This window comes from Thermoflexus sp. (assembly GCF_034432235.1).
Taxonomy (GTDB): domain Bacteria; phylum Chloroflexota; class Anaerolineae; order Thermoflexales; family Thermoflexaceae; genus Thermoflexus.
Window position 1 is genome coordinate 37,250 of sequence record NZ_DAOUCJ010000009.1, and the last position, 10,913, is coordinate 48,162.

Here is a 10,913-nt window from a genome sequence, read left to right on the forward strand (position 1 = left end):
TCGCGGAAGCGCCGCCTATCCGCGGGGGGACATCTCCTCCAGAACGCGCAGGACCTCCTGCAGATCGGACGGCAACGGCGCCTCAAAGGTGATCGGTTCAGGGCGGGAGGGCAGGCGCACGGTGATCGCTCGGGCGTGGAGGAACAACCGGGGGCATGGCAATGGCGTTCGCCGCCCATAGACCGGATCGCCCACAATCGGATACCCGACATACGCCAGATGCACCCGAATCTGATGCGTGCGCCCGGTCTCCGGATAGACCTCCAGCCGCGCGTAGCGCCCCCACCGCCCCTCATAGGTTTTCAACACCTGATACCGGGTGCAGGCCGGGCGACCGGTGGGGACCACCGCCATCCGCTTGCGGTAACGGGGATCCCGGGCGATCGGCGCTTCGATCATCCCCTCCGGAGGCGGATGCCCGATCACCAGCGCCTCGTAGACTTTACGCACCGTGCGCGCCTTGAACTGTGCCTGCAGGAAGTGATAGGCTCGCTCATTCTTGGCGACCAGCAACACCCCCGACGTCTCCTTATCCAGGCGATGCACCAGCCCCGGGCGCAGGACCCCGCCCACTCCCTCCAGATCCGGGCAGTGAGCCAGAATGGCATGGATCAGGGTGCCCCTCGTGTGCCCGGCCCCGGGATGCACCACCATCCCTGCGGGCTTGTGGATGACCAGCACGTCCTGATCCTCATACAGGATATCCAGCGGGATGGGCTCCGGGATCAGGTCGACCGGTTCCGGAGGGGGGATCTGAACGGTGATCTGATCCCCCGGACGGATCCGATGGGCCGGCCGCAGGACCGGCGCCCCATTGACCCATACCTGTCCGCTTTCGATCAACCGCTGGGCCGCGGAGCGGGTGAGCTCGGGCAAGCGTGTGGCGATGGCGCGATCCAGACGATCGCTGGCCTCTGCGATAAAAGTCTCCACCCGCATGGACGGTTCTACCCCGCTTTACGCCGCCGGCTGGATCGACGGTGCCGGTTATGAATGACGTCCAGGATCTCCTGGTCCTCTTTCTCCTGTCGAGCGATGAAGGCGGCGATGAAGGCGCTGCGACGCTGGCGGAGCGCCATCGGGGCGACCGCCTGAAGATCCTCCAGGGTCACCCCCTCCCGACCATCGGCAGCGGCGTAGGCCCGCGCCGCCTCCAGCAGGGCCACTTCCGCCCGGCTGGATTCAATCCCCAGCCGGTGGATCCAGCGGATCGCCTCCTGTTCCAGCTCCGGGGGAATCGTCACCCGGGGCAGTCGCTGGCGGGCCTCCATGATCTCTGCGGCCGCCGCCGCGGTTTCATGCGCCCATTGCGCCGCCAGCGCATAGGGATTGGTTCGAAAGAGCCGCACCCGACGGTAAACCTCCAGCCGATCCTGAGGATTGCTCAGGCCGCGCACAACCACTCGCAGCCCGAAGCGATCGTGAATCTGGGGCCGCAATGCGCCCTCCTCCGGATTCATAGAGGCGATCAGGATCAAGCGAGCGCGATAGGTCGCTATTAGCGGCCCCCGCCGCACGGTATACCGGCCCAGCGCCGCCGCGTCCAGGATCGCATTCACGATCTCCGGGTCCAGGAGGTTAACCTCATCCACATAGAGCACATTCTGATCCGCCTGGGCCAGAAGCCCGTGCCGGATCCTCACTTTGCCTTCCATCGCCGCCTGCTCGTCGATCCCTCCGATCACATCCTCCAGGCGTGCGTTCAGGGGAAGCTCGATCAGACGCATGCGATCCGGAGCGGTGATGGGTTCCCCCTGGCCCAGTTTGCGGGCGCAATCCTTACAAACCGCATGGAAGCCCAGGGTGTAGGCCGCCTCCGGCTCGCAACCATAGGGGCAGAGCGAACGCTCAACCGGTGGAAGCAGATCCAGCAATCCCCGAACCGCAGTGGTTTTTCCGGTCCCCCGAGCGCCCATCAACAGCACGCCCCCGATGGCGGGGTTGATCAGGGCCAGCACCAGGGCGAGCTTCATCTCGGTCTGGCCCACAATGGCTAAGAAAGGAAAACGAACGGCTTCCTCCGCGGGCCGGTCGATCGGAGGGCGCGCGCGGAGAACCCGGGCTGCAGGGCTCTGTTCCTCCAGCAACCGGAGCAGCATCGAGGTCCGCCGGGGCGTCTCCGGCGGGGCCTCCGCGCTCAACGACGCGCGCTCAGGATCCTCTCCCATAGGTCCCGATCCTGCAACCGGAAAGGGCGATACAGGATGACCCGATCCAGCAGGCCTTCATAAACGGCCTGCAGGCGCTCCCAGACGGCTTCGGGCGGAGCCATGATAGCAAAAGCCTCCAGGATATCCTCCGAAATCCAAGAGGGCATCTCTTCCCAGCGACCCCGCGCCGCGAGGGCGGAAAGCTCCTCCCCGATCGCCTCCCACCCGTGCAGCGACCACACCCGACGGTAAGAGGGCGTGGAACCGTAGAAGGCGACCTGGGCGCGGACGAATTCCCGCATCTCCCGTATCTCCGCCTCATTCCGGCCGGTGATCACCAACACGCTGCCGACGATCGTGAGATCCTTCCGGCTCCGACCCGCCTTCCGCGCCCCCGCTTCGATGGCCGGCAGCAGAACTTCCCGCAGGTAGCGCGGGGTGTGGAAGGGATGAACGAAGAACCCATCACCAACCTCCCCGGCCAGACGGGCCAGCGGCGGGTTCACCCCGGCCAGCACCACGGGGATCCGGGGGTCCGGGATCGGCCCGGGGTCGAAAAAGGGCGACATCAGGGTCAGCTTAAAGAACCGCCCCCGGTAGTTCAGACGGTTCCCCAGCTGCCAGCACGCCCAGACCGCGCGGATCGCCTCGACGGTCTCCCGAAGTTTCGGAACAGGGGGATCCCATGGCATGCCGAAGCGGCGTTCGATATGCGCTTTCACCTGAGTGCCCAGGCCGAGGATCACCCGGCCGGGGGCGGCCGCCGCCAGATCCCACACGGTGTAGGCGATGACGGTGGGGCTGCGGGCGAAGGCGATGGCCACGCCCGTCCCCAGGGTGATCTGATGGGTGTGCTCTGCTGCCAGGGCGAGGGGAAGAAACGGATCATGGCGGGTCTCATGGGTCCAGATCCCATCGAATCCCAGCGCCTCAGCCTCCCGGGCCAGCGCGGGGACCTCCAGAAGCCGGTCGAAATGGAGATGGGCATCGAGACGCATGGTGGAGCTCCGCACAAGGCCTTACGTTCCCCAATTTTATAATGAGGGGACGGGGCTTTGCCCACGGACATTCCGGCTCTGGAAGCCCCTCCGGGGATCGGGAGGATGGCTTTGCTCAAGCTCAGGGAAACCACCCATCGCCTTTTCACCCGTCCGCCCTGGTCTCCCGATCGAATGGGGGGGTGATCCCGGCCGGATCCGCCAGGGGATTTTCGGGGGCGGCAAGGGATGCGCGCCTATCTTCCCGGGTATCTGGTGATCGGTTATACAGGGGCGGCGTGGGCCGCTGCCCTGGGGGTGATCCTCCTGCGCTGGGGCCAGGTCTCCACCTCCCGGCCGTTTCGAATCGCCGGGGTTCTGCTCCTCCTGGGAAGCGGGATCGGGTTCTTCGCCGGGGTGCCGGAGATCTGGACCCCCGGACCAGCGGGCACGGAGCTCAGCGCGATGGCCGGGCTCGCCATCCTGGGGGCGTGGGCCGTCTTCCGGGCCTGGCAGATGCTTGCCCCGTTCCTTCCCGGCGGAAAGAGAACCCGCTGGACAGGGGCGCCTCCCCTCTTCCCTTCATCCCGGGAAATCGACTCGAGTGGGGCAGGCGTCATCCTCCCCCCGCCAAAGACACGGGATCCGGGGAGGCAGGCAGGAGCTCGCTGGATCCAATGGGGCATGGGGATCGCCGCGATCCTCGCCATCTGGCGCTGGGATGTCCCCTTGTTTTTCGCGATGAACCGGTATGCCGGGCGGACGCCCGGGATAGACCTGCTGGCGCGTTTGCTGATCAACGACTATGCTGTGCCCACCGCGCTGGCGATGCTGGCCTGGGCGATGTGGCTGACGGGAGATCCGAAGCGCCAGGCGGCCGTCCTGCGGGCCATCCTGACGGTTCCCCTCAGCGGTCTGATCATGGAGGCGATGAACGCCCTTTATTTCCGCCCCCGTCCCTTCACCGACCACGAGGTGAACCTGTTGTTTTATCACCCCTCGGATTCCTCTTTCCCGAGCAACGCCGCCACGGTTGCCTGGGCGATCGCCGTGTCCCTGGGGACCGGCGATCCGAAAGTGGGGCGGGTGGGGATGCTGCTGGCGGCGGGGATCAGCTGGGCCCGGGTTTACGGCGGGGTGCATTACCCGCTGGATGTGCTGATCGGGGCGCTGCTGGGCGCTGCGCTGAGCCTGGGGGTTACCCGCGGATTGCAGGAATGGAGCATCCGCATCGCGCGCCAGATCGGCCGACATCTGTCGCTCCCTGAACGCCCAGGGGGTTCGCCGTAACGCCAGGGATCGCTTCGTTCCCGAAATGGCGCGCCGGGTTTCCCCAACGGTCAGACCGACGAGGGCAGGAAAACCGTCACCCGTGTCCCCTTTCCAGGGGCGCTGGTGATGGAGAGCTGCCCTCCCAGCATCTCCACCCATTGACGGATGGAGGTCAAGCCGATGGTCTTGCGCCGCGGCGCGTTCGCCAGCGCCTCCTCCACATCAAAGCCCACGCCGTTGTCCTCCACTTCCAGGCGAACCCCCTGGGGCTGGAAGGCCAGGCGGACCGCGACCTGGGAGGCCTGGGCATGGAGGCGCACGTTCGTGAGGAGCTCCTGCACCATACGGAAGAGCGCGGCCTCCTGGTGAGCCGCCAGCCGGCGCTCCTCCCCGCTGATCTGCAGGCTGAGAGAGAACTTCACCTTGTCCTTCAAAGCCTCCACATAGCGCCGCACGGTGGGGACCAGACCCAGATCATCCAGGCTCATTGGGCGGATGTCAAACAGGAACTCCCGCATGCGCTGGAAGGTCTCGACGACGGCGCTTTTCAGGGCGGCGAGCTCCGCCTTCGCCCGCTCCGGGTCCCGCTGGAAGAGCCGCTCGCAGATCTCCGCCTGCAACACCAGATTGGTCAGCGCCTGGGCGGGCCCATCATGGAGCTGGCGGACCAGCCGCTGGCGTTCCTGCTCCTGGGCCTCAAAGAGACGGACGATTAGGCCGGATTCCACGTTGGGGCGGGAGGTCGCCCTATCTTCCTGAACCGTGGCCAGCAGAGAGAGGATGCGATCCAGGGTCTCCCGATAACGCTGAAGCTGAGCCTCCAGGCTCTGAAATTTCTCCAGCTGCCCTCGCATCAGCCATAGCCGCTTCTGAACATCCATGGCCGATTGATAGGCCTCGATGATCTCCGCTGGCGGGATGCTCTCCAGGCGGCTTTCCATCTGCTTGATCTGATTCGTCAGATGCAGGCTGCGCTGGGCCAGCCGCTCGACATCTGTGGAGGTCTGCCGGATCAATGCCTGCAGCTCCGCGAGCTGTCGCTGGACCGCCTCCTGCTCCTCGCGGCAGTAATTCGCCAGATCATGCAGAGGTGAGATCGTATCGGTCACGGCTTTTCCTCCGGGAAGATAGGCTCTTCCGGCAGGCGCACCCATCCACGGCGGATCGCCAGGATCGCCGCCTGGGTCCGATCGCTCAAATCCAGTTTGCGCAGGATTGCGGTCATGTGATTCTTAACGGTCTGCTGACTGATCCCCAATCGCTCCGCAATCGCCTTGTTGCTGTATCCCAGGGCGACATACTGGAGGATCTCCCTCTCCCGCGGGGAAAGCGCGTGATCCTCCGAGGCCTCGGCTACGCCCACGATCTGCTGGGCCTCAGCAGCGCTCACCACCCGCCATCCCAGGATACAGCGCCCGGATAGCACATGGCGGATGTTCTGGAGAAGCCGATCCGGAGGTGTATCTTTGGAGCAGTACCCGCTGGCGCCGATGCGGATGGCATGGCGCATCTGCTCCTCGCTGTCATAAGCGGTCAGAACGAGGATGGCACCCTCAAACCCATGGGACCGGGCCTGCCGGATCACATCCAGACCATTGAGGCCCGGCAGATGGACGTCCATCAGCACCAGATGGGGGTTCAATCTCCGGATCATATCCAGGGCAGTCTGCCCGTCCGAGGCCTCGCCGATCACCTGAAGGCCAGGCTCCAGCATCAGCGTATCCCGCACACCCTTGCGAAATAGCGGATGGTCATCCACAATCAGCACCCGAACCGTCATCGCCGCACCTCCTGATCGCTCCACCTCCCGCAGCCCGCCAGGACTCCGTCTCCTATTCCCGATCACCCTGCGCGTTCTCATTCGGGGCTGGCGCGACTGGCCTTCGATCGGGAAGGCCGGGATCGGCCTTCTCTACGACTCCGAGGGCCGCGGGGAAAGGGAGAAAAAGATCCCTTAGAGATCAGGACAGCCATCCCCCGGGCCTTCGGGAGGAAGCCCACTGTCTTCATTTTTAAATAAAACCGCAGATTCGACAAACCGGGATTCCCAGGGCAAACTGGATCCATTCCGACGCGGAGCCTGAGCACGACTCAGAGGAGGAAACGAAATGGATGTCTGGGTTCGAGCCAGCGCTATGCTGCTGATCTTGTTGGGAGGACCCGCCTTGGCTCTGGGGGCGCAGGCCCGATGGAGGCGACCTGCGGCATGGCTAGGGGTCGGCGCCCTGACGTTCACAGGGGCACAAGCCCTGCGATGGCCCCTGCTGGCCGGGCTGACCGTGCTGTTTCAGCGCGGATGGCTCCCCCGGCCCTCCGACCCCCACATCCTGAATCTGGTGATCCTCAGCCTCTCGGCTGGCCTCTTTGAGGAGACCGCCCGCTGGCTGGGGATGCGCTGGGCGCACCGTCGCCAGACGCGCGCCGGGAAGAGCCTGGACGATACCGATATCCTGGTGCTGGGCCTGGCCCATGGCGGCACAGAGGCCTTCTGGGTAGGGTTGCTGGGATGGATCCAGCTGATCGTCATGCGGCTGATGCAGGAAGGCGTGCTTCCGATCCCCCCAGGGATGGAGGGCGCCGTCACCGCCTACTGGGCGACACCCGCCTGGCTTCCTTGGGTGGGCGCGCTGGAGCGGGGAATGGCCATCCTCATCCACATCGGCTTTGCTTTCCTGATCGCGTGGGGGATTCGCCGGCGACAGCCTATCGGGTGGGGAGCCGCCGTGCTCCTGCACACGCTGGTGGACGGAACCGTCGGCTATGTCAGGGCCCGCTGGGGGATGTGGGGGGCTGAAGGCATGGCCGCCCTCTGGGCGCTGGCCAGCGGGCTGATGATTTTACGGGCGAGGCGATCCTTCTCTGGCACGCCATCCCCCGTGCGATAATAACCGATGGTGCGAGGACATGGTCCGGCGATGAATTTCAGATACCGGTTGTCTGGATCACGGAGAGAGCAGATGGCCCTTCCTTCCCGCAGCCGATTGAGCGATGGCAAGGGGAAAATCACCGGAGCGCCAGGGGGCCTGCCACGCCCCCCTCGGGCCCTCAAACGTCTTTGGGAGTCGCCTGCATGCGCTTCGACACACCCTCTCCCCTGTATGAGGCCATAGGACTGGTCCCCGGATCGGTGATCGCTTTCGTTGGAGCGGGCGGAAAGACGACAGCCGCCTGGCGGCTGCTCCACGAGCTCGGGCAGCCTGGGGCTCCAGCGGTGTGGACCACGACGACCCACATCGTCGAGCCGATCCTTCCGGAGGGAACAGGGTTGCTGCTCACCGAGAACCCCATCCCCGGGATGCTCCGGCCCCTCCTCCAGCGGCTCCCCCGCTGGGTCCTCGGCGCCCGGCGGGCCGAGGCGCTGCCGGAGCCCCCGGACGGGCCTTACCCGGCCCATCCGTGGAAACTGAAGGGGCTGTCGCCGGAACAGCTGGACCGTCTGATCCCGAGGATGCCGGAGGCCTCGTGGCTGATCGAGGCCGATGGCGCGCGCCGCATGCTCCTGAAATGGCCTGCTGCCCATGAGCCCGCCCTGCCCGAGGAGATCGACGCGGTGGCCGCAGTGGCCAGCCTGGAAGCCCTGGGGCGCCCGATCGGCACCGTGACGCACCGAGCCGGGCAGGCGATCGCTCACCTGGGAGGTGAGCTGAACGATCCGGTCACTCCGGAATGGATCGCCGCTTTGATCCGCCATCCCCAGGGCGGGCAAAAAGGGATCCCGCCGGGGGCGCGCCGCCTCCTGCTGCTCACCCGGGAGCGAACCTGGGATCCTCAGGCTTTCGAAGCGGTGTGCGCGGCGCTGGACCCTTCCCCCTTCGAATGCATCGTGGCTCTGGTGGACGGCGAGCCGGTGGCCCGGGTGGGTTCCCTCCACACCCCGGTAGCGGGGATCGTGCTGGCCGCCGGCGAGGGGCGGCGGTTCGGCAGGCCCAAGGCGCTGGCCGACTGGCACGGCCGCCCCCTGGTGCGCCATGTGGTCGCGCTGGCCCAACGCGCCGGGCTGGATCCCGTGATCGTGGTGGTAGGAGCCCAAGCGACCTCGGTGCGGAAGGCGCTGATCGGCCTGCCGGTGCGCATCGTGGAGAACCCCGCGTGGCCGGAGGGGATGAGCCGTTCCATCCAGGCCGGCCTGCAGGCCCTTCCCCCGGAGGTGGAAGCGTTTGTGCTCCTTCAGGTGGACCAGCCCATGGTGCGCCCGCGCTGGCTACGCCAGCTGATCGAGGTCCACCGGGCAACCGCCCGGCCGCTGGTCGTCGGCACGGTGGGCGGAGATCCGCGTCCGCCGGCGCTGTTCGCCCGACCGCTGTTCCCCGCGCTGCGGGAGCTCCGGGGGGATCAGGGCGGGCGCCCGCTGATCCAGGCGTTCCCCGAAGCTGTCGCGCGGATCCCGGTGCCCGATCCCACGTGGGTGATGGATTTCGACACCCCGGAGGCCTATCAGCGGCTATCCAGGCTCTGAGCGCGCGCAGCCCATCGCCTGCACCTGAAAAGCTGTCTCATTTCTCTCATGGGGGCGATCCATCATGGAAGAACTTCGTCGCCTTCGCCATCTGATCATCGATATGGACGGCGTCCTGTGGCGGGGGAAGCGGCCGATGGAAGGCCTCACGGACTTCTTCGCTTTCCTGCGACGCCATGAGATCCGCTTCGTCCTGGCCACGAACAACGCCAGCCGCTCCCGGATGGATTACGTGGAGCAGCTCGCCCGTTTCGGGGTGACCGTGCGCCCCGAGGAGGTGCTGCCCTCCTGCGACGCCACGGCCTTCTACCTTCAGCAGATCGCCCCTGCCGGTGCCCGGGTGCTGGTCGTGGGGGAACAGGCCCTCCGCGCCGCCCTGAGTGAGGCGGGCTTTCAGGTGGTCGATGAGGAGAATGTGGATTTCGTTGTGGTCGGCCTGGATTGGGGCCTGACGTATGCCAAGCTGGCCCGGGCCGCTCGGGCGATCTGGAACGGCGCCCGCTTCATCGGGACCAACCCGGATCCGGTGTGGCCGGGGGAAGACGGCCTGTATCCGGGCAATGGAGCGACCCTGGCCTTCCTGGAACGGGCCACCGGCGTCTCGCCGATCGTGGTCGGCAAGCCAGAGCCTCTCATGTTCCAGATCGCGATGCAGCGGATGGGCGCTGTTCCGGAAACCACCGCGGTGATCGGCGATCAGCTGCCCACGGATATCCTCGGGGGGAAGCGGGCCGGCCTCCGCACCATCCTGATGCTTTCCGGGGCGACTACCCCATCGATGCTGGCCGAAAGCCCGGTGCAGCCGGATATGGTCTTCGCCGATATCCGGGCGCTCACCGCGGCCTGGGAAGCAGCCCTCACCGCACCCGATCCGAAGGAATGCCCTCAACGCCTCAGGTGATCCCATCGATCAGTCCGGATACCGAGCGGTGTTACCCATCGTGGGATTACCCCTATGGCCTTTAGATACCAGGAGGTGGGTCTCCGTCATCTTCGCCATAGGCAACGGGAACAGGCGGAGTGAAGGACAGTATAAAAGGAGACGGCCCTCGGAGAAGGCGCGGATCAGAACCTCGTCATCCGTAGCTCCGCGCAGGATTTCCGCAACGTAGAGGATATCATGACCATCGCTACGCAAGGCGTCTATCCGCCCGGCATCCCAGCCCTCATCGGCCAGGAATCTCACGGGTGTTCTCCCTCGGCGAAGACAATCTCTTCCTAGGCCAGATCGTCCGCAGCGAAGGCAAGACATCGGAACATGCCCGCCGACCATGCGCCGACAGATCCTCTCGGGAACCTGGTGGTTTCGCCCGGTAGGGGGTGCGGAGTGGCTGCCGGGGCGGGTGCCTGGCAGCGTCCATCTGGATCTGCTCTCCATAGGTCGGATCCCGGATCCCTTCCTGAGCGATCACCTCTCCCGCGTCGCCTGGATCGCCGAGACGGATTGGGAATACCGGTGCGACTTCCAGCCCGACGACGCGCTCGCCCTCTGCGAGCGGGTGGAGCTGGTTTGCGCCGGCCTGGATACCCTGGCCGAGGTCTTCCTCAACGGGGAACGCCTGGGCGAGACCCGCAACATGTTCCGCTCGTATCGCTGGGAGATCCGGGCGCTTCTCCGGCCTGGCATGAACACGCTGATGATCCGCCTGCGCTCGCCCCTTGCCTTCGTCCGCACACAGCATCGCCGTCGCCCGCTCCCCGGCCTCGGACATCCCGGGGTCGCCCATCTGCGCAAGGCGCCCGCTCACTTCGGATGGGACTGGGGACCGGAGCTCCCCACCCTGGGGATCTGGCAGGCAGTCGCCCTGGAGGGTTTCTCCATCGCCCGCATCGAGGATCTGCACATCCGTCAGCGCCATGCCGACGGGCGCGTGACCCTCATGCTGCGAGCCCGCGTGGAGCGATGGCAGGATCTCCCCCTCTCGCTCCGGATTGCCCTGGTGGACCCGGAAGGCAACGTCTCCCGCTGGGAGTTCCCCTTGCGGGAAGAGAGCCTCACCATCGAAATCCCTATCGAGCGTCCCCTTCTATGGTGGCCCAGCGGGCTGGGAGCGCAGC

The 10,913-nt window shown here is 66.2% G+C and carries 11 protein-coding genes; 5 read left to right on the forward strand and 6 right to left on the reverse strand.

Going from position 1 to position 10,913, the window contains the following annotated elements:
* Window positions 1-15: 15 nt before the first annotated feature.
* From VAE54_RS01720 to VAE54_RS01730, 3 genes are read right to left on the reverse strand one after another with little or no spacing between them, the layout of a single operon-like run.
* Entirely contained in the window at window positions 16-939 is a 924-nt protein-coding gene (locus VAE54_RS01720) for an RluA family pseudouridine synthase (protein ID WP_322800202.1), read from the reverse strand.
* An 8-nt stretch (window positions 940-947) separates the two neighbouring features.
* Window positions 948-2,168: an ATP-binding protein gene (locus VAE54_RS01725; protein ID WP_322800203.1), complete on the reverse strand. Its 1,221-nt coding sequence runs from the start codon at window positions 2,166-2,168 to the stop codon at window positions 948-950.
* Window positions 2,138-3,148, reverse strand: coding sequence for a TIGR03617 family F420-dependent LLM class oxidoreductase (locus VAE54_RS01730; protein WP_322800204.1), 1,011 nt, complete (start codon window positions 3,146-3,148; stop codon window positions 2,138-2,140). Before VAE54_RS01730 ends, VAE54_RS01725 begins: the two co-directional genes overlap by 31 nt.
* Before the next feature lie 228 nt (window positions 3,149-3,376).
* Between VAE54_RS01730 and VAE54_RS01735 the strand changes: the two genes are divergently transcribed.
* Window positions 3,377-4,417, forward strand: a complete 1,041-nt coding sequence (locus tag VAE54_RS01735) for a phosphatase PAP2 family protein (RefSeq protein ID WP_322800205.1) — start codon at window positions 3,377-3,379, stop codon at window positions 4,415-4,417.
* A gap of 50 nt (window positions 4,418-4,467) precedes the next feature.
* Here the strand turns inward: VAE54_RS01735 and VAE54_RS01740 are convergent, their stop codons facing one another.
* Window positions 4,468-5,508, reverse strand: coding sequence for a sensor histidine kinase (locus tag VAE54_RS01740; RefSeq protein ID WP_322800206.1), 1,041 nt, complete (start codon window positions 5,506-5,508; stop codon window positions 4,468-4,470).
* Window positions 5,505-6,179: a response regulator transcription factor gene (locus VAE54_RS01745; RefSeq protein ID WP_322800207.1), complete on the reverse strand. Its 675-nt coding sequence runs from the start codon at window positions 6,177-6,179 to the stop codon at window positions 5,505-5,507. The genes VAE54_RS01740 and VAE54_RS01745 overlap by 4 nt, the downstream gene beginning before the upstream one ends.
* Window positions 6,180-6,507: 328 nt before the next feature.
* Between VAE54_RS01745 and VAE54_RS01750 the strand changes: the two genes are divergently transcribed.
* The 3 genes from VAE54_RS01750 to VAE54_RS01760 all read left to right on the forward strand — a co-directional run bounded on the left by VAE54_RS01750 (window position 6,508) and on the right by VAE54_RS01760 (window position 9,756).
* Window positions 6,508-7,284: a YhfC family glutamic-type intramembrane protease gene (locus VAE54_RS01750; RefSeq protein ID WP_322800208.1), complete on the forward strand. Its 777-nt coding sequence runs from the start codon at window positions 6,508-6,510 to the stop codon at window positions 7,282-7,284.
* A gap of 185 nt (window positions 7,285-7,469) precedes the next feature.
* Complete coding sequence (gene yqeC / locus VAE54_RS01755) at window positions 7,470-8,855, forward strand: selenium cofactor biosynthesis protein YqeC (RefSeq protein ID WP_322800209.1); 1,386 nt, start codon at window positions 7,470-7,472, stop codon at window positions 8,853-8,855.
* A 64-nt stretch (window positions 8,856-8,919) separates the two neighbouring features.
* Window positions 8,920-9,756 carry an HAD-IIA family hydrolase gene (locus VAE54_RS01760; RefSeq protein ID WP_322800210.1) on the forward strand — a complete coding sequence of 279 codons (837 nt, stop codon included), beginning with the start codon at window positions 8,920-8,922 and terminating at the stop codon, window positions 9,754-9,756.
* A 9-nt stretch (window positions 9,757-9,765) separates the two neighbouring features.
* Here the strand turns inward: VAE54_RS01760 and VAE54_RS14490 are convergent, their stop codons facing one another.
* Window positions 9,766-10,233, reverse strand: a complete 468-nt coding sequence (locus VAE54_RS14490) for a DUF5615 family PIN-like protein (RefSeq protein ID WP_416223754.1) — start codon at window positions 10,231-10,233, stop codon at window positions 9,766-9,768.
* Here VAE54_RS14490 and VAE54_RS01765 point away from each other — a divergent pair.
* The coding region (locus VAE54_RS01765) for a glycosyl hydrolase 2 galactose-binding domain-containing protein (protein ID WP_322800211.1) at window positions 10,127-10,913 on the forward strand (787 nt) is incomplete at its 3' end. The genes VAE54_RS14490 and VAE54_RS01765 overlap by 107 nt on opposite strands.